Origin of the sequence: Pigmentiphaga kullae (genome assembly GCF_004216695.1) — a bacterium.
Classification (GTDB): Bacteria; Pseudomonadota; Gammaproteobacteria; order Burkholderiales; family Burkholderiaceae_B; genus Pigmentiphaga; species Pigmentiphaga kullae.
In genome coordinates this window covers 240,609-263,348 of record NZ_SGXC01000003.1, presented here as the reverse complement: position 1 = coordinate 263,348, position 22,740 = coordinate 240,609, and the positions used below count along the sequence as shown (strand labels likewise).

The 22,740-nt window shown below is 68.3% G+C and carries 21 protein-coding genes and 1 tRNA gene; 8 read left to right on the top strand and 14 right to left on the bottom strand.

Going from position 1 to position 22,740, the window contains the following annotated elements; all coding sequences use genetic code 11:
* Window positions 1-2: 2 nt before the first annotated feature.
* From EV675_RS24055 to EV675_RS24025, 7 genes are all read right to left on the bottom strand, one after another.
* The gene (locus EV675_RS24055; protein ID WP_130360747.1) at window positions 3-716 is read right to left on the bottom strand and encodes an ABC transporter ATP-binding protein; all 714 of its coding nucleotides are present in this window, start codon (window positions 714-716) and stop codon (window positions 3-5) included.
* Window positions 709-1,467, bottom strand: coding sequence for an ABC transporter ATP-binding protein (locus EV675_RS24050; protein ID WP_130360745.1), 759 nt, complete (start codon window positions 1,465-1,467; stop codon window positions 709-711). Before EV675_RS24050 ends, EV675_RS24055 begins: the two co-directional genes overlap by 8 nt.
* Entirely contained in the window at window positions 1,464-2,450 is a 987-nt protein-coding gene (locus EV675_RS24045) for a branched-chain amino acid ABC transporter permease (RefSeq protein WP_130360743.1), read from the bottom strand. The genes EV675_RS24050 and EV675_RS24045 overlap by 4 nt, the downstream gene beginning before the upstream one ends.
* A 2-nt stretch (window positions 2,451-2,452) precedes the next feature.
* Window positions 2,453-3,322: a branched-chain amino acid ABC transporter permease gene (locus tag EV675_RS24040; protein ID WP_130360741.1), complete on the bottom strand. Its 870-nt coding sequence runs from the start codon at window positions 3,320-3,322 to the stop codon at window positions 2,453-2,455.
* Between the two features lie 63 nt (window positions 3,323-3,385).
* The gene (locus tag EV675_RS24035; protein ID WP_130360739.1) at window positions 3,386-4,567 is read right to left on the bottom strand and encodes an ABC transporter substrate-binding protein; all 1,182 of its coding nucleotides are present in this window, start codon (window positions 4,565-4,567) and stop codon (window positions 3,386-3,388) included.
* Window positions 4,568-4,786: 219 nt separating this feature from the next.
* Window positions 4,787-5,146: a protocatechuate 3,4-dioxygenase gene (locus EV675_RS24030; protein ID WP_130360737.1), complete on the bottom strand. Its 360-nt coding sequence runs from the start codon at window positions 5,144-5,146 to the stop codon at window positions 4,787-4,789.
* A gap of 10 nt (window positions 5,147-5,156) precedes the next feature.
* A complete protein-coding gene (locus tag EV675_RS24025; RefSeq protein ID WP_087837751.1) occupies window positions 5,157-6,041 on the bottom strand; it encodes a gallate dioxygenase in 885 nt (294 codons plus the stop codon).
* Window positions 6,042-6,264: 223 nt separating this feature from the next.
* Here EV675_RS24025 and EV675_RS24020 point away from each other — a divergent pair, with 223 nt between their 5' ends.
* On the top strand, window positions 6,265-6,993 hold the full coding sequence (locus EV675_RS24020; RefSeq protein ID WP_130360735.1) for a GntR family transcriptional regulator: 729 nt from the start codon (window positions 6,265-6,267) through the stop codon (window positions 6,991-6,993).
* Between the two features lie 15 nt (window positions 6,994-7,008).
* Here EV675_RS24020 and EV675_RS24015 read toward each other — a convergent pair whose 3' ends face one another.
* Complete coding sequence (locus EV675_RS24015) at window positions 7,009-8,115, bottom strand: acyltransferase family protein (protein ID WP_130360733.1); 1,107 nt, start codon at window positions 8,113-8,115, stop codon at window positions 7,009-7,011.
* A 174-nt stretch (window positions 8,116-8,289) separates the two neighbouring features.
* Between EV675_RS24015 and EV675_RS24010 the strand changes: the two genes are divergently transcribed.
* From EV675_RS24010 to EV675_RS24000, 3 genes are all read left to right on the top strand, one after another.
* Complete coding sequence (locus EV675_RS24010) at window positions 8,290-9,057, top strand: SDR family oxidoreductase (protein WP_130360731.1); 768 nt, start codon at window positions 8,290-8,292, stop codon at window positions 9,055-9,057.
* Window positions 9,058-9,143: 86 nt separating this feature from the next.
* Window positions 9,144-10,724 (top strand): alpha/beta fold hydrolase, encoded by a 1,581-nt coding sequence (locus tag EV675_RS24005; protein WP_130360729.1) that lies wholly within the window; start codon window positions 9,144-9,146, stop codon window positions 10,722-10,724.
* 193 nt (window positions 10,725-10,917) lie between these two features.
* Window positions 10,918-11,625 carry a TerC family protein gene (locus EV675_RS24000; protein ID WP_130360727.1) on the top strand — a complete coding sequence of 236 codons (708 nt, stop codon included), beginning with the start codon at window positions 10,918-10,920 and terminating at the stop codon, window positions 11,623-11,625.
* Window positions 11,626-11,656: 31 nt separating this feature from the next.
* Here EV675_RS24000 and EV675_RS23995 read toward each other — a convergent pair whose 3' ends face one another.
* Together EV675_RS23995 and EV675_RS23990 are read right to left on the bottom strand one after the other, a co-directional pair.
* The gene (locus tag EV675_RS23995; RefSeq protein ID WP_130360725.1) at window positions 11,657-12,568 is read right to left on the bottom strand and encodes a bifunctional GNAT family N-acetyltransferase/nucleoside diphosphate kinase regulator; all 912 of its coding nucleotides are present in this window, start codon (window positions 12,566-12,568) and stop codon (window positions 11,657-11,659) included.
* 133 nt (window positions 12,569-12,701) lie between these two features.
* Window positions 12,702-12,777, bottom strand: a tRNA-Lys gene (locus EV675_RS23990).
* A 107-nt stretch (window positions 12,778-12,884) separates the two neighbouring features.
* Here EV675_RS23990 and EV675_RS23985 point away from each other — a divergent pair.
* From EV675_RS23985 to EV675_RS23975, 3 genes are all read left to right on the top strand, one after another.
* Window positions 12,885-15,176: a mechanosensitive ion channel domain-containing protein gene (locus tag EV675_RS23985; protein ID WP_130360723.1), complete on the top strand. Its 2,292-nt coding sequence runs from the start codon at window positions 12,885-12,887 to the stop codon at window positions 15,174-15,176.
* A 55-nt stretch (window positions 15,177-15,231) separates the two neighbouring features.
* A complete protein-coding gene (locus EV675_RS23980; RefSeq protein WP_130360721.1) occupies window positions 15,232-15,459 on the top strand; it encodes a hypothetical protein in 228 nt (75 codons plus the stop codon).
* 88 nt (window positions 15,460-15,547) lie between these two features.
* Complete coding sequence (locus EV675_RS23975) at window positions 15,548-15,997, top strand: ferritin-like domain-containing protein (protein ID WP_130360719.1); 450 nt, start codon at window positions 15,548-15,550, stop codon at window positions 15,995-15,997.
* 35 nt (window positions 15,998-16,032) lie between these two features.
* On the opposite strand, the gene EV675_RS23970 is transcribed toward EV675_RS23975, so the two are convergent.
* Both EV675_RS23970 and EV675_RS23965 read right to left on the bottom strand, forming a co-directional pair.
* Complete coding sequence (locus EV675_RS23970) at window positions 16,033-18,021, bottom strand: hybrid sensor histidine kinase/response regulator (protein WP_165404749.1); 1,989 nt, start codon at window positions 18,019-18,021, stop codon at window positions 16,033-16,035.
* A gap of 53 nt (window positions 18,022-18,074) precedes the next feature.
* Window positions 18,075-18,269 carry a DUF1328 domain-containing protein gene (locus EV675_RS23965; RefSeq protein ID WP_130360715.1) on the bottom strand — a complete coding sequence of 65 codons (195 nt, stop codon included), beginning with the start codon at window positions 18,267-18,269 and terminating at the stop codon, window positions 18,075-18,077.
* A 270-nt stretch (window positions 18,270-18,539) separates the two neighbouring features.
* Between EV675_RS23965 and EV675_RS23960 the strand changes: the two genes are divergently transcribed.
* Window positions 18,540-19,979 carry a M20/M25/M40 family metallo-hydrolase gene (locus EV675_RS23960; RefSeq protein ID WP_130360713.1) on the top strand — a complete coding sequence of 480 codons (1,440 nt, stop codon included), beginning with the start codon at window positions 18,540-18,542 and terminating at the stop codon, window positions 19,977-19,979.
* On the opposite strand, the gene EV675_RS23955 is transcribed toward EV675_RS23960, so the two are convergent.
* Together EV675_RS23955 and pap are read right to left on the bottom strand one after the other, a co-directional pair.
* Window positions 19,976-21,184, bottom strand: a complete 1,209-nt coding sequence (locus EV675_RS23955; RefSeq protein WP_130360711.1) for an MFS transporter — start codon at window positions 21,182-21,184, stop codon at window positions 19,976-19,978. The genes EV675_RS23960 and EV675_RS23955 overlap by 4 nt on opposite strands.
* Window positions 21,174-22,640 carry a polyphosphate:AMP phosphotransferase gene (gene pap, locus EV675_RS23950; RefSeq protein WP_130360709.1) on the bottom strand — a complete coding sequence of 489 codons (1,467 nt, stop codon included), beginning with the start codon at window positions 22,638-22,640 and terminating at the stop codon, window positions 21,174-21,176. The genes EV675_RS23955 and pap overlap by 11 nt, the downstream gene beginning before the upstream one ends.
* Between the last annotated feature and the right edge of the window lie 100 nt (window positions 22,641-22,740).

Sequence of the window (22,740 nt, the reverse complement as noted above, 5' to 3'; positions counted from 1 at the left end):
GCTCATTGCACTTCCTCCAAACCTATCAAGGACGCCAGCCGCTCCGGATCGCCGCGCAGATCGGGGCTGGCGCCCTGCCAGACGATGCGTCCCCGGTCCAGCACCACGGCGCGCTCGGTCAGGTCCAGCGCCAGTTCCGCATGCTGCTCGACCAGCACGATGGACAGCGCCCCGCCCTCGCGCAGCTTGCCGAACGCATCGACCAGGGCATCGACGATCACCGGTGCCAGCCCCTCGAAGGGTTCGTCCAGCAACAGCACCCTGGGGTTCCCGATCAGCGCGCGGCCGATCGCAAGCATCTGCTGCTCGCCGCCCGACAACTGGTAGCCCAGGTTGCGCCGCCGCTGCGCCAACCGTGGAAACAATTCGTACACCCGCTCCAGGCTCCAGGTCCCCGCCGTGGCGGCCACGGTCAGGTTCTCCTGCACGGTCAGCGACGGGAATATCTCCCGCTCCTGCGGCACCAGGCCCAGGCCCTTGCGCGCGCGCACGTGCGCCGGCCAGGCGGCGATGTCCTGGCCCGCGTAGCGCACGCTGCCGCCGTGCACGGTGTTCAGCCCCAGCAGGGTGGTCAGCAGCGTGGTCTTGCCCACGCCGTTGCGGCCCAGCAGCGCCAGCGCCTCGCCGGCGTCCACGTGCAGCGATACGTCTTCCAGCACCACGGTCTCGCCATAGCCCGCGCTCAGGTCGCGCAGTTCCAGTACCCGCTCAGTCATGATGCCCCCGCTTTCCCAGGTAGACGTCGCGCACGCGCGGATCCGTCCGGACCTCGTCCACGCCGCCCTCGAGCAGCACCGCTCCCTCGACCAGCACGGTGATGCGCCGCGCGAAGCGGAACACCAGGCTCATGTCGTGTTCGATCACCAGCACGGCCACGTCCCGCGGCAGGCGCTCGAGCAGTTCGAACAGGCGCTTGCCCTCGGTCGACGGCACGCCGGCCACCGGCTCGTCCAGCAGCAGCACCCGCGGCTTGAGCGCCAGGGCCAGCGCGATCTCGATCTGGCGGCGCTGGCCGTAGGCCAGCTCGCTCACCCGCCTGCCCGCCAGGTCGAGCAGCCCGAGTTCGCGCAGGCACTCCACGGCTTCCTCGACGAACGCCGGACGCGCCGGCAACGGGCGCCCGATGCGGCCGTCCAGGCCGCGATGCGCGGACAGCGCCAGGCCGATGTTCTCGGCAACGGTCAGGTGGTTGAACAGCGAATTGATCTGGAAGGTACGCGCCAGCCCGAGCTTGACGCGCTGCTCGGCCGGCATGGCGGTGACGTCCCGCCCTTCCAGCAGGACCTTGCCGGCATTGGGCCGGATCACGCCGGTGATCTGGTGCACCAGCGTGCTCTTGCCCGCGCCGTTGGGGCCGATCAGCGCGTGCCGGGCACCCGCTTCCAGCGTCAGGTTGACGTCGCGGGTCACGCTCAGCGCACCGTACTGCTTGCACAGGCCCACGAGTTGCAGCGGAGCGGCGCTCATTGCGTGCCCTCCCTGCTCGTCCACCGCGCCAGGCAGCCCGACAACCCGGTGGGCGCGAAGCGCACGACGACGATCAGCAGCACGCCCAGGGCCGCCAGCCAGTTGGTCGGGTCCAGCGCCGCCGCGCGGTCGGCCAGCAGCATGAAGACGATGGCCCCCAGGAAGGCACCGTACAGCCGGCCCGTGCCGCCCAGCGCCAGCATGACCAGCACGTTGGCCGACATGGTGAAGCCCAGGCTGTCCAGCCCGACGATGTTGTTGACTTGCGCCGACAGCGCTCCCGCGGCGCCGCCTAGCGCGGCCGAGATGGCATACAGCGTCAGCAGGCGCCGGCGCACCGGCACTCCCAGCAGCGCCATGCGCGTGGGGTTCTCGCGCACGCCTTGCGCCGTCAGGCCCAGCGGCGAGCTGACCAGGAACTTGCAGAAGGCGTAGACCAGCACCAGCACCGCCAGCGCGTACCAGTAGGCGGTGCGGCCTTCGATGTCGAACTGGAACAGGCCCAGCACCGGGGCGACCGAATAGCCGGTCAGGCCGTCGTCGCCCATGGTGAGCGGCTTGGCCACGTTGGCCAGCTCCAGCAGCAGCGTCGCGCAGACCAGGGTCAGCATGATCTGGGTCAGGCCCGCGGTGCGCAGCACGGCCAGGCCGGACAGCAAGCCCACGACGGCGGCCGCCGCCATGCCCACGAACAGGCCCGAGATCGGCTCGGGCGACACGTGCATGGCGTACAGGCCGGCGGCATAGGCGCCGGTGCCGAAGAAGGCCGCGTGGCCCAGGGTCTCGATGCCGCCGTACCCCTGCGCGATGTCCAGCGACAGCGCGAACACGATCATGATCAGCACGGCGGTGGCCAGGGCCAGGTACAGGTCGGCCAGGAAGAAGGTCGCGACCGCCGCGCCCAGCAGCACCAGGTCCAGCAGGTTGTAGCGATGACGCGAGAACGCGCGCGCGACGGATGAGTTCGGGGAAGGTGTCGTCATGATCAGTTCGCCACGAGGCCACGGGGGCGCACCAGCAGGATCGCCAGCACCGCCAGGTAGATCACGAAAGCGCCCAGCGCGGGCAGGTAGTAGCGGCCCAATGTGTCGATCAGGCCCAGCAGCAGGGCCGCGTACAGCGAGCCGCGCAGGCTGCCCAGGCCGCCCACGGCCACCACGATCAGCACGATGACCAGATACTTCAGGCCATAGTAGGGCTCGAGCGGCAGCATGGGGCTGCCCAGCGCGCCGCCCAGCGCCGCCAGCCCACAGCCGATGGCGAACGTGACCGAGAACACCGCCGGCACGTTGATGCCCACGCAGCGCGCCATGCGCTGGTTGTCGACCGCGGCGCGCAGGCGCGCGCCGAAAGCCGTGCGTTCGATACCCAGCCACAGCGCGAGCGCGACGGCGGCGCTGGCCACGATCAGGAAGGCGCGATAGACCGACAGGTTGAGCGGCCCCACGCTGAAGTTGCCCTGCAGCGAAGATGGTAGCGGCAGGGATTGCAGCTGCGTGCCGGCCAGGTTCTTGACGATGGCCGTGATGACGAAGGTCAGGCCGATGGTCATCAGCAACTGGCCCAGTCCGTGGGTGCCGTAGACCCAGCGGTACAGCGTGCGTTCCAGCAGCGCGCCGATGGCCATCGTGGCCAGGACCGCCAGCGGCACGGCCAGGAAGAAATGCACGCCCGCGCGCTGGATGAACCAGAGCGCGATGTAGCCCCCGATCATGGCGAAGGCCGAATGGGTCAGGTTGACCACGCGCATCACGCCCAGCGTGATGGTCAGGCCGACCGAGATCAGGAACAGCATCATGCCGTAGGCGATACCGTCCACGGCAAGGCTGAGGAAAGTGGAAAGCGTCGAAGTCATGCGTCATCCGGCGCGAGGAAGAAGGGAAGCGGACGCGGCGCCTGGCCGCGTCCGCGCGGGACATTACTTGTTGATTTCGTGCCAGGGGTCTTTCACGGCCGGATAGGTATGGAACACCTTGTTGCCGAGCTTGCCGTCGATCTTCTCGACCTTGCGCATATAGACGTTCTGGACGATCTCGCGGGTGCGCGGGTCGATGCTGACCGGACCGCGCGGGCTGTCCCACTTGTAGTCCTTGATCGCGGCCATGGCCTTGTCGCCGTCCTTCACGCCGTTGGTGGCGCCCACCATCCGCTCGATCAGCCGCATGCCGTCGTAGGCCGCCACCGATGCGACGCTGGGTAGTTCGTCCTTGCCGTACTTGGCCTTGTAGGCGGTCACGAATTCCTTGTTCAGGGGCGTGTCCAGGTAGGGCGAGTAGTGCAGCGCGGAGGTCAGGCCCAGCGCGGCGTCGCCGATGGGAGCGATGTCCTCTTCCTGGGCCTCGTTGGTCACCAGCAGCGTGATGCCGGCCTTGTCCAGTTCCCGTTCCTTGAAGCTGCGGATCATGCCCGCCGACATGGGGCCCACCGGCATGAACATGAACACCGCCTGCGGCTTGAGGTCGCGCACGCGCTGCAGGTAGCTGGAGAAATCGGTGGTGCCCATGGGCACCTTGATCTCGCCCACCACCTTGCCGCCCAGCTTGGCGAAGGTCTTGCCGAAGGCTTCCAGCGCGTCGTGGCCGGGCGCGTAGTCGGCCGCCAGGACCACGGCGTTCTTCATGCCCTGGTCATAGGCCCACTGCACCAGCGGGATGCTGACCGTCCATTGCGTGAAGCCGGCTCGCACATAGTATTGCGACTTGTCGGTCACACTGGACGTGCCCGAGTTCAGGATGACGTAGGGCGTCTTGGTCTGGTTGATGACATCGACCGCGCCCAGCACCGTGGGCGTGAAAACGCCGCCGATCAGGTACTGCACCTTGTCGCGCACCACCAGTTCCTGCGACAGCTGGCGCGCGCGCTGGGGGTTGGAGCCGGCTTCGTCGCGCGACAGCACCGTGATGGTGTGCTCGCCGAACTTGCCGCCGCGCTGGGCCAGGTACAGGTCGACGCCGCGCTGATACTCCCGGCCCCACCAGGTGTAGGCGCCCGAGAACTGGCTCAGCAGCCCGACCTTGATCTCCGCCGCGGCGGCCTCTCCCGCCGCCGCCACGGCCGCGGCCGCGCACAGCAGCCCCGCCACGCGTTTCGCGATTCGCATAGTCTCTCTCCTTGGCGCGCTGCGCCTATCGTCGGTGGTGTTGCGATGTAATGGTGTAGCTAAGGCACAGTGGATCCGGCTCCGCTGGTCCGCCAGTGCCGCCCCCACGGGACCCGGCGCCGGGCCGCCCCAAGGCGGGTCCCGGCCCCCTCGGGGGGCTGCCGCGTAGCGGCTGGGGGCTCACCATGCTGGGCGCGCGAAGCGCGTACGGGGGGTCTTCTACCTAGCGTCCGGGACCAGCCGTGTCTTCATGAATTCCTCGAAGCTCTCGCCGCGCATGATGGCGTAGATCTCGAGATTGGTTTTCTTGACGACCCGGCCGAACTTCTCGAGCACGAAGAAGTTGACGCCGTGCTGCACGAGGCCCAGCCAGTCGCGCGCGCGCACCAGGGCCTTTTCCTCTTCCGTCAGCCCGGCCGCGTCCATCGTGCCTTCCTCGTCGGCGACGAAGCGCGCGCGCCAGTCGGCGCCTATCATGTTCCAGAAGAAGCGGTTGATCTTCAGCGTGCGGTTGCTGACGCGCAGGTCGAACGCGTAGGTGCCCGGGATCTGCTCGATGCCTTCGAGTTGCGGATTCATCGGATGCTCCTCAGGCCACGGCCGCGGCGGCCGGACCGGTCTGCCGGGCGATGGGCTCGCCTTCCTCGTACAGCACCACGGTCATCGCAGTGGTGGTGGCCAGGTAGTAGTTCTGGTGCAGCTTGCGCAGCGGGCCGGTGCCCAGCGCGCCGCGCATGGACAGCCACATGATCTGCTCCACGCTCTCGGCGCCGCCCAGGCGTACGTAGTCGGCGTGTTTCATCCGCATCAAGGCTTCGGGATCTTCTTCCAGCAGGCGCAGGAACTCCATGTCCCACTCGGTATTGTTGAAGCCGGTGCGCTCGCCATGGACCTGGTGGGACAGGCCGCCGGTGCCCACCACCACCACCTTCAGGTCCTCGGGATAGGATTCCACCGCGCGGCGCACGGCCTGCCCCAGGCGATAGCAGCGGCGCGCCGTGGGCAGCGGATATTGCAGCACGTTGATCGCGACGGGCACCACGGTGCCCGGCCAGTCGGGCTGGTGCGGCCAGAGCAGCGGCAGCGGCGACGCACAGCCGTGGTCGATGGGCTTGTCCTGGAAGACGGTGATGTCGAACTCGTCGTTCACCAAGGACTCGGCGATGTGGGCCTGGAAATCGACGTTGCCACGGATGGCGGGCAGGTTGCGCAGGCCCGCGCCCTCGTCGGCGATGGGAAAGCGTTCGCCCACCCCCAGCGCGAACGTGGGATACATGTCGAAGAAAAAGGTCGTGCAGTGGTCGTTGTAGAAGAACACCAGCACGTCGGCCTGCTTCTCGGCCAGCCAGGCAGCCACCGGCTTGTAGCCGTCGAACAGCGGCGCCCAGGCCGGATCGTTCTGCTTGCCCTTGTCGTAGGCGACGCCTATGGTCGGCACGTGCGAGCTGCCGATGCCGCCGATGATTCTTGCCATGATGCGTACTCCGTCTTTAGGAAGCCGGCGCGGCCGCATCGCCATGCGCCACCGACCTTTTTATGCGTAGCGGAGATTATATGGGATCCCAAAATAAAGCAATTAGGGGTTTTTTCGAGGCTCGATGCCCGTTTGGGATCCAATACGGGATCCCAAACGGGTCTTATACTTGCATCCACCTCGTCAACCGCGGGGCGGCCGCATCATCACTCAGGGAGCACGCATGCAGCAGACCACGACCATGCTGCATATTCGTGAAATGATCCTCCGGGGCGAACTCGCGCCGGGAGAACGCGTCCGGGAAGCCGACCTGGCCGAACGGCTGGGCACCTCGCGTACGCCCGTGCGCCAGGCCCTGCCCGCGCTCGCCCAGGAAGGCCTGCTGGTACCGTCCGGCGCCCGCGGCTTCGCGGTGCGCGCCTTTTCCGCCCGCGAAAGCACGGAGGCCCTGCACGTGCGCGCCGCGCTGGAGGGGCTGGCGGCGCGCGCGCTGGCCACCAGCGGCGCCAGCGCGGAACTGCTGGCCGAACTCAAGGACTGCCTGGCCCAGGGCGACCGCATCTTCACCGAGCGCAGGCTGTCGGACGACGACGAGATCCGCTACGCGGAAATGAACGCGCGCTTCCATACGCTGATCCTGGAAGGCGCCGACATGCCCCTGCTGGCCAGCCTGGTCAGCCGCTGCAACATCGTGCCGTTCACCGACCCGCTCACGCTGGCGTTCGACACGCAGAGCCGGGACATGATGTTCAACTTTCTGTTCTACGCTCATCGGCAGCATCACGCCATCGTCACCGCCATAGAAAGCGGGCAGGCCGACCGCGCCGAAAACCTGTTCCGCGAGCACGCCTACACCCAGGTCCAGAGCCAGGGCGCGGATTTCGAGAAGGAAGCGGGACTGACCTCGGCCGCCGGGGCCCGGCACAAACACCGGGGCCCGAGGCTGGTCTAGGACGCCGGCCGGCGCCTAGACCTGGGAGTAGACCGCCAGCGCGCCGCCCACTGCAAAGAGCCCCATGACGGCGCGCCGCACGATCGGGTCCAGCGTGCGGCACTCCACCAGTCGGTGGAAGGCGGCACCGCCGGCCACGCTGACGAACACCGCCAGCCCCATGCCGAGCGCATTGGCCGCGGCCTGTTCCGGAAAAAAATGGAACACCAGGGCGCTGACCACCAGGCACAGCGGGAAATGCACCAGGAACACCGAATAGGAGATGCGCGCGAGCCGGCTCAGGAATCCCGGCACCGCCACCGTCTCCAGCCAGCCCGCCTGGCGGGCCGCCCCCAGCAGCAGCATGATGGCCGCCGCCACCACGATGCGTTCACGGAAATCGGTGACCAGTGCCGCGGCCACCACCCCGGCCATGGCCAGCAGCCACAGGCCGCCTTTGGGCCGGCCGGTCAGCCAGTAGGCGCAACACCCCAGGCCGTAGTAAGCGAAGAAATACAGCGCGGTCTCGTCCCAATAGGGATTGCGGTTGAAGACGAACAGCGACGCCAGCGTCAGGCCGCCTATGGCCGCGGCGCCCAGCCATCCCCAGGTCGGGCGACGCACGCTGATCCAGCGCGACAGCCCCAGCAACAAGGCCATGACGCTGAACAGCTGGAAATCGATGCCCACGTACCAGACGCCCGCCGACAGCGACTCCTGGCGCAAGAGGCCGTTGCTCAGCAGCACGTGGGCCGCCAGTTGCGGCGCCGTGGGCGTATCCGGGATCGAGTCGTGCTCCATCCAGGCCCGCGCCAGCGCGGCGCAGGCCATGGCCAGCACCAGCGCCGCCATGAAGGGCACGGCCAGCCGGAAATACCGCCGCTTGATCGCGGCCAGGGGCTGCTCCACCCGCGACACGCCCGCCGGGGCGAAGGCGCGCGCGGCCAGGAATCCCGACACCACGAAGAACGCCATGACGGCCATCCTGCCGTAGTGCATCAGCGCATCCAGGACGCGCGGCATGAGCGGGTGGGCGATCTCGGACATGGGGCCGTAGAAGGCCAGGTGATGGAGCACGATGGCCAGGCAGGCGACAGCCTTGATCGCATCGATCAGCGGCATGCGGGAGGTAGGGGAGGACATGGCCTATGGGAGTGGCGAACCGGCGTTCGACGCGACGCTTGTGTTCGGGGTGGCGCGTATCTTAGCGCCGGGCGCCCGCTCCGGCGCGGCGAAACGGCTTTTTTACAACACCCTTCGGCATGGGCGGCACGCCGCTTGCGTCTGCCCTGGTCCGCCTACGACCAGGGAGCCGACATGAAACTCCGGGACAAGATCGCCTGGGTGACCGGCGCGGACAGCGGCATCGGCCAGGCCGTGGCCGCGACGTTCGCCCGCGAAGGCGCCGATGTGCTGGTTCACTATCACCGGGATGAAGAGGGGGCACGCGCCACGGCCTCGCAGGTGCGGGCCGCCGGGCGGCGCGCCGAGATCCTGCAGGCGGACTTCTCCGGTCCCGCCCAGACGCTGGCCTTCTTCGAACAGGCCTTCGGAAAGATGGGGGGCCTGCATGTGCTCGTGAACAACGCCGGCGCGGGAGCCTCGCGCCAGGATTCGCTGGAAATCCCGCCCGACGAATTCTCGTGGATGCTGAACATCAATCTCGTATCGCCCTGGCTGCTGTGCCAGGCGGCGGCCCGCCATATGCTGTCCGCCGGCGGCGGCGCCATCATAAATATTACGTCGGTGCATGAAGAAATTTCGCTGCCCGGCAGCGCGGCCTACGACGCGTCCAAAGCGGGATTGCGGTCGGTCACGCGGACGCTGGCGCTCGAGCTGGCCTCGCGCGGCATACGCATCAACAACGTCGCCCCCGGCATGATCGCCACGCCCATGACGCAGGATCGCCTGGAAGACCCCGCGCAGGCACGCGAGTCGGCCTCGCAGATCCCGCAGGGGCGGCCGGGCCAGCCGCAGGAAGTGGCCAACGTGGTACTGTTCCTGGCCTCGGACGACGCCAGCTACGTGACGGGCAGCAGCTACTTCGTCGACGGCGGCCTGATGCGCAACCTGGGCGGCACCTGATCCGGGCCCTAGCCAAGCCCCGCCCCAACTGGCAAGATCGGATCGCCGCGGGGGCGGCAGGCGTTCCAGGCATGGGGGCAGGGACAATGGCAAGGACAAGAACGAGGCACGGGGGCCGGCAGGCCCACCCCTGGACGGCGGCCGCGGTCGCCGCCCTTCTTTTGACCGGCTGCGGCGGCGGCTCGGACGACGGCGATCCGGCCACGCGCAAGAACCTGGCCGCCACCACCGTGGCCGTCTCCGCGCCCGACTGGCGGGCTTGCGAAACAGTCTTTCCGGACGGCACCGTGCCGTCCCTGGTCGACGGCGAACGCTACGACTGCGCCGTGGTCCGGGTCCCGCTCGACTACGCGGACCCCAAGGGCAAGACCCTGGACCTGGCCCTGCGCCGCCGGCCGGCCGACGATGCACGGAACAGGATAGGCTCGCTCGTCATCGAACCCGGCGGACCGGGCGGCTCCGGCGTCGGCGCCGTCCCGGATTTCGCCGGCAAGCTGTCGGCGCAAGTGCGGCAACGCTTCGACATCGTCGGCTTCGATCCGCGCGGCGTCGGCCACACCCGCCCCACCGGCTCTCTGCCGGACGCGCCCGCCTTGCGCTGCGGCGGCGCGCTGGCGACATACTTCGCCCACGACCTGGGCGACACCAGCGCCGCCGGCGCCAAGGCGCTCGACGCGGCCGCGGCCTCCTACGCCCGCACCTGCCGCGACGACCCGGTCTTCCCCCTGATGGGCACGATGAACGTCGTCCGCGACGTGGAAGTGCTGCGCCGCGCGATGGGCGACGCCAGGCTGACCTATCTGGGCGTGTCCTACGGCACCGAGGTCGGGATCGTCTACGCCGACCTCTATCCTTCGCACATCCGCGCGATGATCATCGACGGCGTCGTCAATCCCGCCCAATCCGGGACCACGATACTGGTGAACCAGGCCGTCTCCTGGAACCGCGGACTGGAGCGATTCTTCTCCTGGTGCGCCGACAACGCCGAGCAATGTCCGATCCGCGACCAGGCCGAGGGGCAGTTCAGGGAAATGTTGGCCCGGGCGCATGCTGCCCCGGTGCGGATGGATTACAAGGGCACGCCCATACCACTATCGACCGGCTGGCTGACACTGGTCTCCGTGCTGGGCATCTACGAACCGGCGGCCTACCCGTCCCTGGCGGCCGCCATCGGCTCCGCGGCGCAGGCACCGGCGGACTGGGATCCCATGCGGGAGAAAGCTTCCGGACTGGCGAACAGCGAATCGCTCGGCCCGGCGGTCTGGACGACGTGCATGGACCAGCCCCTGCCGCAGGGCGCGGCGTTCGAGGATATCGTGGCACAGGCCGCCGCCGCGGCGCCGCTGACCGGCGCGGTGCAGGCCAACATCAACCGGCCCTGCGCCCACCTGCCCGTGGCGCCCGATCCCGTGCCCACCAACTACCGCGCGCAGGGATCGCCCCCCATCATGGTGTGGGGCACGACCGGCGACCCCGCCACCCCGTTCCAGAGCTCCAGGGACGTCGTGGCGCAGCTCGCGAACGCATCGCTGTTCGTCTTCGAAGCGGACCAGCACGTGGCCATGGGAGGAGGTCCGGGCAGGAAGGCCTGCGTGGTCGACGTGCAGTCGGACTACCTGCTGACCGCCACGCTGGTACCGCAGAAGAACGCCTGCAAGGGAGATTGATCTCACTTCCGGGTACGACGGGCACAAGCCGGCCCCTGCCGCTCGTCCCCGGCAAGAGTGACCATTCCAATAGTACTATTATTAGAACGTTTCCCGCGCTTCCTGCCTAGAATGGCTGGCAATCCATCCCGCGCGAACGGACATCCCGGTCGCCTCGATGCGTCGTCCACGTTCTTTCAAGGGGGCCAGGGTCATGCTCGAACTCATCGAGACGCTTCATTGGGGCGCCGTCTTCCAGATCATCCTGATCGACATCCTGCTGGGAGGCGACAACGCCATCGTCATCGCCCTGGCCTGCCGCAACCTGCCTCCACGGCAAAGACTCAAGGGCATCCTGTGGGGTACCGGCGGCGCCATCCTGCTTCGCGTCCTGCTGATCGCCTTCGCGCTGGCGCTGCTGAGCCTGCCCTTCCTGAAGATCGTGGGCTGTGCGCTGTTGATGTGGATAGGCATCAAGCTATTGGCCCAGGACCAGGACGCGCACGGCGACATCGACGGCGGCACGTCCGTCTTCGGCGCCATCCGGACCATCGTCATCGCCGACTTCGCCATGAGCCTGGACAATGTCATCGCCATCGCCGGCGCGGCCGAAAGCGCGCACCTGGGACATCAGCTTTACTACGTGATATTCGGCCTTTGTGTCAGCGTGCCCATCATCGTCTGGGGCAGCACGCTGGTGCTCAAGCTGATAGATCATTTCCCCGTGATCGTCACGCTGGGCGCGGGCATGCTGGGATGGATAGCCGGCGGCATGCTGACCAGCGACACCTTCGTCCTCGAACACCTGGGCGAACCGGGCCCCATGGTCGAACTGGCGGTGGAGATCGTCGCCGCGCTGTCTGTCATCGCCGTGGGCAAATGGCTGGTCGTGCACCGGCGGCATCAACCGTCCATCGGCTAGCGCGATGGGCGGTGCGACGCGGCGTGCGAACCTACAGGTGGAAATCCCCCGCGGCTTCCGGTTGGTACAGCACTTTCTCGATGCAGATGCGGCGGGTCCGGTCCGAGATTCGCCAGTCGATGGCATCGCCCTCCTGGTAGCCCAGGATCGCGGCGCCGAAGTCGGAGCAAACCGACAGTTTCCCGGCGCTGCCATCGGCGTCCTGAGGATAGACCAGGGAGACTTCCACTTCCTGGTCGCCCAGATGCAGCAAGGCCCGGGAGTTCATCGTGACGACATTGCGCCCGACCTGCCGCGGATCGACGACGATGGCGCGCTCGATCTCGTGTTCGAGGTCGACGACGGCCGGGCCCTCTTCGAGGGCGATCAGGCTGCTGAGCCGGGCCTTGTCGATTTCGGTGATGTAGATGTCGGTGGAATCACCCACGGCGTTTTCGCGCAGCAGCCGCAGATAGCGCTCGGACGTCATGGCAAACGACTTGATAGTGGGCGTTTCGTTTTCAAGCAGGAAGCCGCAGCGCAGGAAGGCCTTCAGCGAGCGCGCGTTGTCCGGATGGACCTTGGCGATGAGCTTCTCGGCCCGCATGTCGAGGAAGGCGAGCTTCATGCCTTCGTGGATGGCGCTGGCGCCGAGCTTGCGGCCCCAGTTGTCGCGGTTTCCGATAACCAGGACGATCTCGCAGTCCGGGCCCGTCTTGACGAGACGCACGAACCCCACCGGCACGTCATGCCGGTCGTAGGCCATGAAGAACCGGCCGCCCTGGTTGAACAGATGGGTCAGGATCGGCAACTGGACCCGGCCGACGACCTGTTCGATGAACCGGGAGACATGACGCGAATCGCTCAGATAGCGGATGACGCGCTCGTCCTCCAGCCAGTCCATCAGAGTGAGTGCGTCTGCCCGAGTGATCTCTGGACACAGCGAAATGAAAGGCTTGCTCATCGTCTTCACCACATGTGGTTGCGAGAATGAAAGCCCTTCATGGCCACGGCCATGACGGTTCTTTCGAAGAAATTCGCCAAAGAAAAACGCCCTAGGTCGCCGGGGCGCCTAAGGCGTTGTTCTTGCTGAATTCTGGTGGGCTGTGAGTGGCTCGAACACTCGACCTACGGATTAAGAGTCCGCTGCTCTACCAACTGAGCTAACAGCCCTGCAAAGAAGAAAGATTATAGCGGTTTTTTTGATTTCGCTGCAACTCCCCTCCAGACCGCCCGCATCGCTGGGTAGAATCGCCCTATCCCCCCTTCCGGCCGACCCCATGCAGACACGACGCCCACGCCCCTGGACCGCCCTCGCCCTGCTGTGCCTGGCCCTCTGGATGCCGCGGCCGGCCGACGCCGCCGCCCCCGAAGCCGTGACGCCCACCCAGGCGCGCCAGGTCCTGGACCTGCTGCGCGACGATACCCGTCGGGCCGAACTGGAACAGACGCTGAGCGTCATCGCCGAGGCCGCGGAACAACAGGCCGCTCCCCCGGCCGCCGAATCCGCCGCTCCCGACACGCCTGTCGCGCTGGAGAAGGACGGGCTGGTCGCCCAGGCCTTCACGCAGGTGGGCAAGTGGGTGGACTCGGCGCTGGGCGAGCTGCGGCTGACAGGCGCCACGCTGTTGTCGCTGCGGTCGGCGGGCGCCTGGTGGCAGTATTACCTGGGCACGCCGGAGGCCCGCGCGGCCACCTTCCAGGGCCTGGGCACGATTCTGTTGATCCTGGCCGTGGCCCTGGGCGTGGAAGCCGGGATCGGGCGTCTGCTGCGCCGGCCCCGCGCCTTGCTGCTGGCCTACGCGGAACGCCGCCACATCCCGGACACGGTCCCGCCCTCCGCGCCGGACGCCGACACGGAAACTCCCGCCGAACCGGACCAGCACCTGCGCATCATGCGCCGGCTGCCCGCCGCGCTGGCGCATGCCGTCCTGGCCCTGGTGCCGCTGGCCGGCTTCCTGGTGGTGGCGACGGTATCGATGACGCTGTTCGGCGCGCCGACTGCGGGTTTCTATCCCTTCATCCTGCCGCTGATCGGCGCCTATCTCGCCATGCGCCTGACCATGACCGCGCTGCGCCTGCTGACCGCGCCGTCCGCGGCCTGCCTGCGCCTGTCCCGCCTGGGCGACGAATCGGCGCGCTATCTGGACACGTGGCTGCGGCGCGTGGTGGCGGTCGGCGCCTTCGGCGTGGCCGCGACCGAGATCGCCTATCTGCTGGGGGCCGGCGACGACGCGCGCAACGCGCTGTCCAAGCTGGTGGGACTGGCGGTGCATGCGATGCTGATCATCATGGTGGTCCAGCGGCGGCGCCAGGTCTCGCGCTGGATACGCGGGCAGGAACACGAGGGGCTGCGGGCGGTGCTGGCCAATGTCTGGGCCCCCACCGCCATCGCGGTCATCGCGGGGCTCTGGGTGGTGTGGGCGCTGGGCACGGCCAGCGGACTGTCGCAGTTGCTGCACTACGTCTGGCGCACGGCGCTGGTCATGCTGGCGGCCACCGTGCTCAGCATGATCCTGCTGGGGGCGCTGGACCGCGCCTTCTACAGCGACGCTCCCGCCGCGGGCGACGGCCAGCCTGGCAGGCGCCCCTACCAGACGCTGGCGCAGCGCGTGGTGATGATCCTGGTCTTCGCTGCCACGGCGATCGCGCTGCTGGAGGTCTGGGGCGTGCGCGCGCTGGACTGGTTCGAGACCGGCACGGTGGGCCGCAGGCTGGTCTCGGCCACCGCCACCATCGCGGTGTCCTGCATCCTGGCGCTGGTCGCCTGGGAAGCCGCCAACCTGTCGATCAACCGGCGCATGGAGCGCTGGACCCGGGCCGGCGATCTCGCCCGCGCGACGCGGCTGCGCACGCTGGTCCCCATCCTGCGCACGACGCTGTTCATCGTGATCGCGCTGATCGTGTTGTTCACGGCGCTCAACGAACTGGGCATCAACATCGCGCCGCTGCTGGCCGGCGCCAGCATCATCGGCGTGGCCATCGGCTTCGGTTCGCAGAAGCTGGTGCAGGATTTCATCACGGGCATCTTTCTGCTGATGGAGAACGCGATGCAGGTAGGCGACTCGGTGACGCTGGCGGGCGTGTCGGGCACGGTGGAATATCTGTCCATACGAACGGTCCGGCTGCGCGCCGGCGACGGCTCGCTGCACGTGGTGCCGTTCAGCGCCGTGGGCACGGTATCGAACAGCAACCGCGGCATCGGTAACGCCTCGGTGCGGGTCAGCGTCAGCGCCGATTCGGACCTGGACGAGGTCATGGCCGCGATCCGCAACGTGGGCGCGGAAATGCGCAACGATCCCGACCTGGGTCCGCTGATGCTGGCCGACCTGGAGCTCTGGGGCGTGGACCAGGTGGACGGCGCGTCGGTCACGCTGGCCGGGCAGATCCGCACGCTGGATCGCGGCAAGGCCGCGGTGCAGCGCGGCTTCAACCAGCGCATCTATCGCCGTTTCAAGCAGTCGGGAATACAGTTTGCAAATCCGCAGGCCAGTTTCGTCCGCCGCCTGGATGGCGACGGACCGCCGGCCCCGGCGCCGCAACCGTCGGCGGGCGGCGCCACGGGGGCGTAAGGCCCGGGCACGACTCTTGCCGACTCGACCACGCGACAATTTGCGGGAGCATGGCATGAAGACTGAACCCAAGAACCGTTCGGAGAAAGATCCGAAGGACAAGGCCAAACAGTCCGACGAAGGACTGCCTACCTACCAGGAACTGCTGGACGATTCGCTGGAGGACACCTTCCCGGCCAGCGATCCGATCTCGCCCGGGGCCGCGGCCCATGCCGAAAAGGAAGTCCGTACCGGCAAGGACGACAAGGACTGGAAGCTCAAGCCCACTCATCCCAAGAAATAGCGGATCGTCCGGCGGGTCCGTTTCCTGCTGGAAGTCCCGGACCGGGCCCGATGCGGCCCGGTCCGATCGGACTACCCAGGAGACGAAGATGGCCCGAGATGTGACGACAGTACTGAACGACTTGGTCGAGACCTGCAAGGACGGCGAGTACGGCTTTCGGCAAGCTGCCCAGGACGCCCACGATCCCGAGTTGAAGACGCTTTTCTCCCGGCGCGCGGGCGACTGCTCGACGGCCGCGGCCCAGTTGCAAGAGCAGGTATCGGCGCTGGGCGACGAGCCGGAAGAAGGGGGCACCGCGGCCGGCGCGCTGCACCGCGGCTGGCTGGGACTGAAATCGGCGGTGGCGGGAAGAACGGATCTCGCCATCCTGGAGGAATGCGAACGCGGCGAGGATGTGGCCAAGGGCCGCTACCAGGCGGCCCTGCGCGAGGAACTGCCGCCGCAGCTCCTGTCTCTCATTCAGCTGCAATACGAAGGTGTCGTGCGCAACCACGACCAGGTGAAGGAACTGCGCGACCGCATGCGCGCACACGCCTAGCCCCGGCGGGCGGCCCACGGGCCGCCTTCCTCCCGCTAGGGCCGTTCCAGGGAAGCGGTCCGCGCCAGGTTCTGTATCAATCCCACCAATTGGGGAAACTCCACCGGCTTGGCGAGGTAAACCTGGAAGCCCGCGGCCAACGCGCCGATGCGATCCTCGCACCGGCTGGCCGAACTCAGCGCGACCGCGGGAGTGGGCAGCGGAAAACGCTCCGGTGCCCCACGCTCGAGTTCGCGGATGCGGGCCAGCGTATCGCTGCCGTCCATGCCGGGCAGGGTCATGTCGCTGACGATGACATGAGGCAATTCGCCCGCGCCCGCGCGGCGCAAATGCTCCAGCGCCAAGGCGCCCGATTCGCACGCGACCACCGCACCTCCGGCCTGTTGCAAGGATTCGGCCAGGGCGCCGCGCGCCTCGGCGTGCCCTTCGACCAGCAGGATGCGCACATCGCTCAGGGTACCGGCCGGCACGGCCGCCGCCTCGGGCCGCGCGACCGGCGTGGATGCCTGGCCTTCGCCGGCCAGCGGCAGGTAGATCGAGAACACCGCGCCTTGGCCGTCGCCCGCGCTCTGGGCGGCTACCCTGCCGCCCTGGAGTTCGGCCAGGTGCCGCACCAGCGTCAGCCCCAGTCCCAGGCCATCGGGGCGACGGGCGCGAAAGGCGTCGAGCTGGCGGAAGGGGTCGAACAGATAGGGCATGACGTCGGCAGCGATGCCCTTGCCGGTATCGCCGACGGCGATCCGCGCCTCGTCCTGCGCCGCCTCGATCCGCACCGAGACCTGGCTGTCGGGCTGGCTGAACTTGATGGCGTTGCCCAGCAGGTGTCCCACCATCTGTTCGATGCGCTCGGCACTGCCCCAGACGCGGACGTCGCCGGGCGGCAGTTCGGCCCGCAGGCTCACCTTGCGTTCGGCGGCCTTCGGGGCGGCGCGTGCGATCGCGCGTTCGACGATGGGGGCCAGCGCCTCCATCGCCATCGAGAGCTGGAGCCGTCCCGTCATGGCATGCGTGGCGTCGAGCAATTCGTCGATCAGCCGAACCTGCTGCTGCACGCCGGTCCTGATGCCCGCCAGGGCCCGCGCGACCGTGGGCACGCCGGCGTCGACCCGGCTCTCCAGCACGTGGGCCCAACTCTGGATGCCGTTGAGCGGGGATCTCAATTCGTGGGACACCATGGACAGGAACTGGTCGCGTATCCCGATGGCGGTTTCCGCCTGGGTCCGCGCCGCCTGTTCGCGCAGCAGCAGCGTGTCCTGCTCCACCTGGACCCGCACCCAGGCGCTGACGTCGAAGGTGGACGCCACCGCGCGCCGGCCCTCGCCGTCGGCCACCACGCGAACGCGGAAGTGGCGCGTGGAGGATCCGGTATCGATACGGTAGTCGAAGCTCTGCGGCGCCCTCGCGGCCAAGGTATCGGCCACCGCCTGTTCGTATGCCGCCGCGATGTAGGGCGCCACGCCCAGCTCCCGCGCGGTCTTGCCGGCGAAGACGGCGGGTTCGATGCCGAACAGTTCCCCGGCGGCGCGGTTCGCGTACAGGTACCGCAAGGAAGAGTCGTAGGCGACGACGGCATGGGGCAGCAGGTCCAGCAATTGCCGTCCGTCGGGCTCGTCGTCGGCGGGCAGACGTGCCGCCGCGGACTCGCGCAAGGGCAGGCAGGTGCCGCTGAAGCCCACGAACTGCTGGTTGGCCTGCAGGCTGGGATGTGCCTGCGTATGCGCATCCACCTGCCGTCCGCCGACCGTGGCCAGACCGTGCACCACCTCGAACGGAGCGGCATCGGCAGCCCCCTTGACGACGGCGGCGCGAACCCGGTCGCGCTGGTCGGCAGGCACGCAGGCCAGCCAGCCCCAGCCCAGGGCCTGCTCGGCGGGCTGCCCCGTCAGGCGGGTCCAGGCCGGATTCACATACAGCCACTCCCCTGTCGCCGAGGCGGACCAAAGCACGCCGGGAGCATGCTCGGCCAACCTGCGATAGGAGGAATCGGACGGCGCGGCCGCCTGCGAAACGCGTCTTGCAACCATGTTCAACCGCGAAAAAAGAGCTGCGTGTTCATCGGCTTCCTTGTCCTGCGCGATCAGCGGGACCATTCCCCCTCGTAGCCCTCTTCCCCGTCCTCGGGCGTCCGGATGAAGAAGGTGGCGAGAAAGGCCCCCAGCGAAACCAGGAACAGGACGACGGCGATATTCGCGGCACTGGCCGCGAAGTCGCTGAATCCCGCGACGGCAACCAGCAAGGGAATCACGAAAAAGATAGTAGCCCAGCGCAACATGGTTCTTCTCCTTGGCTTTCCCCGTAAAACTCGTCCCGCTGATGGCGGGCTCTGTCCTGACGACGCGGTGGCGTCGTGCTGGATGACGAGCACATTCCATACCATGCCCGCCTTGCCCTTTGAAAAGGCTGTTGCACTGGGTAAGCGTGGAGGTTCTTATAAGATTTGCATGGTCCCCTGCCCGGTCTCAGGTAAGAATTACATGTAAATCTTGCAAGCTGCCTTCTCCGGCGACAAGTTCTACACTGGAGCCTGATCCGGGAGCCCCTGATGGACCTGTCCGACCTTGCCGCGGTGCTGGCGCGCCGCTATGACGACGAACTGATTCCCCTGTTGGCCGACTACGTGCGCATCCCCGCCAAGTCGCCCATGTTCGATGCCAGTTGGGCCGAGCACGGTCATCTGGCCGCGGTCGTGGACGCGGCCGCGAAGTGGGCGCGCGCTCAGCCCGTCACCGGGCTGAAGGTAGAGATCGTCGCCATCCCGGGCCGCACGCCCTGCCTGTATTTCGAGGCGCCCGCCACCCAGGGCCTGGGCGGCGACCGCACCGTACTGTTCTACGGCCACCTGGACAAGCAGCCCGAGATGACCGGCTGGCGCCAGGACCTGGGTCCGTGGACGCCGAAGATCGAGGACGGCAAGCTGTACGGGCGCGGCAGCGCGGACGACGGCTATGCCATCTACGCCGCCCTGGCGGCGCTGGCCGCGATGGACGCGCAGGGCATCCCCCGTCCCCGCTGCGTGGGGCTGATCGAGACTTGCGAGGAAAGCGGCAGCTACGACCTGCCGGCCTACCTGGACCTGCTCGCCCCGCGCATCGGGCCGCCCACGCTGGTCGTGGGGCTGGACTCGGGCTGCGGCAACTACGAGCAATTGTGGGTGACCACCTCGCTGCGCGGACTGACCGGCGGCGTGCTGACGGTGGAAATCCTGGACGAAGGCGTCCATTCGGGCATGGCCAGCGGCCTGGTGCCGTCCTCGTTCCGGATCGCGCGCCAGTTGCTCAACCGGATCGACGACCCGGCCACCGGGCGCGTGCTGCTGCCGGAACTCCACGCCGGCATCCCGGACGAACGCCTGGCCCAGGCCCGCACGGCCGGCGCCATCCTGGGCGACCAGGTGTGGAAGCAATTTCCCTGGGTGGGATGCTCGCACGGCGCCGACGCTCATGCCCACTCCCAGCCCACCACCACCGACCCGGTCGAAGGCATCCTGAACCGTACCTGGCGGCCGGCCCTGTCCGTGACCGGTGCGGCCGGCCTGCCGTCCATCGACGCCGCCGGCAACGTGCTGCGCCCCAAGACCTCGCTCAAGCTCAGCATGCGCCTGCCGCCCACGGTGGACGCCGAACGCGCCACGCATGCGATGAAAGCCGCGCTGGAGCAGGACCCTCCCTACCAGGCCCGGGTCAGGTTCGAAAGCGAGGGCGGCGCCGGCGGCTGGAACGCCCCGCCGACCGCCCGCTGGCTCGAACGCGCGCTGGACGCGGCGTCGCAATCGACGTTCGGGCAGGGCACGGCGTGGATAGGCGAAGGCGGCACCATTCCCTTCATGGGCATGCTGGGCGAGAAATTCCCCGAGGCCCAGTTTCTGATCACCGGCGTGCTGGGCCCCCGCTCCAATGCCCACGGGCCCAACGAGTTCCTGCACATTCCCTACGTGAAGAAGCTGACCGCGGCGGTGGCCCACGTCATCGCGCAGGTTCGCTAGCTCCGCGCGCGCAGCAGCCAGGTGGCGCAGAACAGCGCGGGAATCACCAGCAGCCCGTATGCCCAGGCATAGCCGGGCTGGCCGGCCTGGCCCGCCAGCGACGCCACGTAGCTGAACAAGGGCTGGCCCGCCAGCACGCCGAAATAGGTGAACAGCAGGGTCCCGCCCGTGGCCGCGCCGGCCTGTCCCGCCGGCGCGCGCCGGGCGACCTCGGCCAGGAACACGCCGTTCCAGCCTATGGCCGAAGCGCCGAACACCGCCGCGACGGCGGCCACCAGTATCCACGGCGTGGCAGGCTGCAGGAAGGCGGTGGCGACGCAGCTTGCCGCCATCGTCAGGGCCAGCCCGCCCAGGACCTTGCGCGGCGGCGCCCAGCGGTCGGCCACGATGCCCCACAGGATCCGCCCGGCCACGCCCGCGACCTGCGACAAGGACAGGATGACGCCCGCCGCGATCAGCGTCCATCCCAGCGACAGGTTCAGGTAGGTCACCAGGTAGGCCGTGATCGCCAGCTGGATGAAGGAGAACAGCAGCGAGCACACGGCCATGAGGCGCAGCGCGGGCGTGCGCCAGACCAGTCCGACCGGCCGCGCCAGGTCCTGCCAGCGCCACGGGGCGGCGGGCTCGCCCGGCACGTCCAGGCTGCGCCGCACGCTTTGCGCGACCAGCATGCACAACAGGCAGGCCACCGCGCAAACCCCCAGCGCCCAGCGCCAGCCCAGTACGTGCTCGATCTGCGGACTGGCCAGCGCCGCCAGCACCCCGCCCAGCGGCACGCCGGTCTGCTTGATCGAGAACACCAGCGACATGCGATGGGCGGGCGTGCTGCGCATCAACAGGTAGGAACTGGAAGGCGTGATGGGACCGTACCCGGCACCGATGACCAGGGCGCCGACGGCGGCAAGCGCGGGACCGCCGCTGCACAGCAGCCCCATGCCCAGGCCGCACAGCAGCAGGGCCGCCTGGCTGCAGCGCACCGCCCCCAGGCGGGTGACCAGGGTGCCGCCGATCACGCTGGTGAACATCGCGCCCAGGTAGACCAGGGCCATGTAGAAACCGATGGCGCTGGAAGGCAGGCCGAGTTCGCGCGTGGCCACCGGAGCGACCACCGCCGGCGCGATGGTCGCGGCCGAGGCCAGCGACTGGATGGCGAGCGTGACGGCCAGCACCCACGCTGTGGAAGGCTGGCGTGGATCAGGCTTCATCCATGGCCTTCACGATGTGTTCCAGGACCTTGACCCGCGCGGTGCGCTTGTCGTCGTCAGCCACCACGATCCAGGGCGCGTGGGCGGTATCCGTGCGCGCGATCATCTCGCGCGCGGCCGACATGTAGTCGTCCCACTTGCGCCGGTTGCGCCAGTCGTCCGGCGTGAGCTTGAAGCTCTTGAACGGAGAATCGCGGCGCTCCTTGAAGCGACGCAACTGTTCCTCGCGCGAGACCGACAGCCAGAACTTCAGCACCACCGCGCCACCCCGGCGCAACTGGTCCTCGAAGTCGTTGATCTCGTCGTAGGCGCGCCGCCAGGTGGCGGGCGGGATCAGCGATTCGACCCGCTCGACCAGCACCCGGCCATACCACGAGCGGTCGAAGATGCAGACCCGGCCATGCAGCGGCAGGTGCCGCCAGAACCGCCACAGGTACGGATGGGCCAGCTCGTCGTCGCTGGGCGCGGAAATCGGCACGATGTCGAAGTTGCGCACGTCCAGCGCGTGCGAGACGCGCCGGATCGCGCCGCCCTTGCCGGCGGCATCCACACCCTCGAACACCAGTACCAGCGAGCGTTTGCGAAAGCGCTTGGCGCGGACCTGCTCCGCCAGGCGGGCCTGCCAGCCGGCCAACTGCCTTTCATAGTCGACCTCGTCCAGCTTGCCGCCGCCCGGCGCGGGCTCCAGCATCGCCCCGGACCGGTCGCCATGGCGCACGACCTGCAGCGGCGGCCGGCGCGGCGCGCGCGGCAGCGGCCCGCGCATCGCCTGCAACACGGCCGAGGCCGTTTCGACGGCGCGCAGCCGTGCATCGGCACCGGGCACCACCTGCCACGGCGTATAGGCCGCGTCGGTGGCGCCCAGCACGATTTCGCCGGCCGCGCGCAGCCGGCCGAATTTCTTGCGCACCTTCAGGTCGGCCTCGGACACCCGCCAGGCCGTCGCAGGATCGGCCAGTTGCGCATCGATGCGGGCCACCTGCGCGTCGCGCGACAGGTGGTACCAGAGCTTGAGCATCCGCACCCGCTCGCTGGCCAGCATGGCCTCGAAACGCAGGATCTCGGCGGCCATCGCCGCGATGCGGTCCATGTCCGGCTTCTTGCGCGCCGCCTCCTTGAAAAGGGGCGCATACCAGGAACCGAAGACGATGCCCGTCTGCCCCAGCGCGGGCAATGCGTTCCAGTAGCGCCACATGGCCGGCCGCTGGGCCTCGTCCACGCTCGGCTCGCCGAAGGCCAGGGTGCGGATGTGGCGCGGGTCCATCCACTCGTTCAGCAGATTGATGGCGGACCCCTTGCCCGCGCCGTCGACCCCCGCCACCACGATCAGCACGGCGCGGTCGCGCTGCTTCAGAAGTTCGTACTGCTGCTGGAGCAGTTCCGTCCGAAGCACGAGCTCGCGCCGCTCGTACTCCCGCTCGTCCATGGACGGGTCCCGCTCGGCTCGTTCGAACACGAAAAGCTCCCTGGTTCTTGCATCGCTCATCCTTTACCACAGTCGCTTGCAGGGACACAAGCCGATGCGCGCAAGGCTTCTGCTAACCTGGAATCATCCA

Coding starts and splice junctions, on each gene's coding strand:
- EV675_RS24055 (WP_130360747.1), bottom strand. CDS start 716: ATGACTGAGCGGGTACTGGAACTGCGCGACCTGAGCGCGGGCTATGGC.
- EV675_RS24050 (WP_130360745.1), bottom strand. CDS start 1,467: ATGAGCGCCGCTCCGCTGCAACTCGTGGGCCTGTGCAAGCAGTACGGT.
- EV675_RS24045 (WP_130360743.1), bottom strand. CDS start 2,450: ATGACGACACCTTCCCCGAACTCATCCGTCGCGCGCGCGTTCTCGCGT.
- EV675_RS24040 (WP_130360741.1), bottom strand. CDS start 3,322: ATGACTTCGACGCTTTCCACTTTCCTCAGCCTTGCCGTGGACGGTATC.
- EV675_RS24035 (WP_130360739.1), bottom strand. CDS start 4,567: ATGCGAATCGCGAAACGCGTGGCGGGGCTGCTGTGCGCGGCCGCGGCC.
- EV675_RS24030 (WP_130360737.1), bottom strand. CDS start 5,146: ATGAATCCGCAACTCGAAGGCATCGAGCAGATCCCGGGCACCTACGCG.
- EV675_RS24025 (WP_087837751.1), bottom strand. CDS start 6,041: ATGGCAAGAATCATCGGCGGCATCGGCAGCTCGCACGTGCCGACCATA.
- EV675_RS24020 (WP_130360735.1), top strand. CDS start 6,265: ATGCAGCAGACCACGACCATGCTGCATATTCGTGAAATGATCCTCCGG.
- EV675_RS24015 (WP_130360733.1), bottom strand. CDS start 8,115: ATGTCCTCCCCTACCTCCCGCATGCCGCTGATCGATGCGATCAAGGCT.
- EV675_RS24010 (WP_130360731.1), top strand. CDS start 8,290: ATGAAACTCCGGGACAAGATCGCCTGGGTGACCGGCGCGGACAGCGGC.
- EV675_RS24005 (WP_130360729.1), top strand. CDS start 9,144: ATGGCAAGGACAAGAACGAGGCACGGGGGCCGGCAGGCCCACCCCTGG.
- EV675_RS24000 (WP_130360727.1), top strand. CDS start 10,918: ATGCTCGAACTCATCGAGACGCTTCATTGGGGCGCCGTCTTCCAGATC.
- EV675_RS23995 (WP_130360725.1), bottom strand. CDS start 12,568: ATGAGCAAGCCTTTCATTTCGCTGTGTCCAGAGATCACTCGGGCAGAC.
- EV675_RS23985 (WP_130360723.1), top strand. CDS start 12,885: ATGCAGACACGACGCCCACGCCCCTGGACCGCCCTCGCCCTGCTGTGC.
- EV675_RS23980 (WP_130360721.1), top strand. CDS start 15,232: ATGAAGACTGAACCCAAGAACCGTTCGGAGAAAGATCCGAAGGACAAG.
- EV675_RS23975 (WP_130360719.1), top strand. CDS start 15,548: ATGGCCCGAGATGTGACGACAGTACTGAACGACTTGGTCGAGACCTGC.
- EV675_RS23970 (WP_165404749.1), bottom strand. CDS start 18,021: ATGGTTGCAAGACGCGTTTCGCAGGCGGCCGCGCCGTCCGATTCCTCC.
- EV675_RS23965 (WP_130360715.1), bottom strand. CDS start 18,269: ATGTTGCGCTGGGCTACTATCTTTTTCGTGATTCCCTTGCTGGTTGCC.
- EV675_RS23960 (WP_130360713.1), top strand. CDS start 18,540: ATGGACCTGTCCGACCTTGCCGCGGTGCTGGCGCGCCGCTATGACGAC.
- EV675_RS23955 (WP_130360711.1), bottom strand. CDS start 21,184: ATGAAGCCTGATCCACGCCAGCCTTCCACAGCGTGGGTGCTGGCCGTC.